Annotated in this window: 1 rRNA gene; it reads right to left on the bottom strand. The window is 56.6% G+C overall.

Annotated elements, in window-relative coordinates:
- Positions 1 to 557, bottom strand: a 23S ribosomal RNA gene (locus tag B1964_RS29120); the annotation flags it as partial.

Raw genomic sequence — 557 nt, 5'->3', positions numbered from 1 at the left:
GTGTGAGTGCCGCGGCTTCGGCGGTGTACTTGAGCCCCGCTACATTGTCGGCGCAGGATCACTTGACCAGTGAGCTATTACGCACTCTTTCAAGGGTGGCTGCTTCTAAGCCAACCTCCTGGTTGTCTTCGCGACCCCACATCCTTTTCCACTTAGTACACGCTTAGGGGCCTTAGCCGGCGATCTGGGCTGTTTCCCTCTCGACTACGAACCTTATCGCCCGCAGTCTCACTGCAGTGCTCTCACTTACCGGCATTCGGAGTTTGGCTGACGTCAGTAACCTAGTAGGGCCCATCGGCCATCCAGTAGCTCTACCTCCGGCAAGAAACACACCACGCTGCACCTAAATGCATTTCGGGGAGAACCAGCTATCACGGAGTTTGATTGGCCTTTCACCCCTACCCACAACTCATCCCCTCCATTTTCAACTGAAGTGGGTTCGGGCCTCCACGCGGTCTTACCCGCGCTTCACCCTGGCCATGGGTAGATCACTCCGCTTCGGGTCTAGACCCGGCGACTATAGAACGCCCTATTCAGACTCGCTTTCGCTACGGCTA

The sequence above is a fragment of the Gordonia sp. i37 genome (assembly GCF_002043085.1).
Taxonomy (GTDB): Bacteria; Actinomycetota; Actinomycetes; order Mycobacteriales; family Mycobacteriaceae; genus Gordonia; species Gordonia polyisoprenivorans.
The sequence above is the reverse complement of the archived record's forward strand: the minus strand, read 5'-3'. Positions and strand labels throughout refer to the sequence as shown.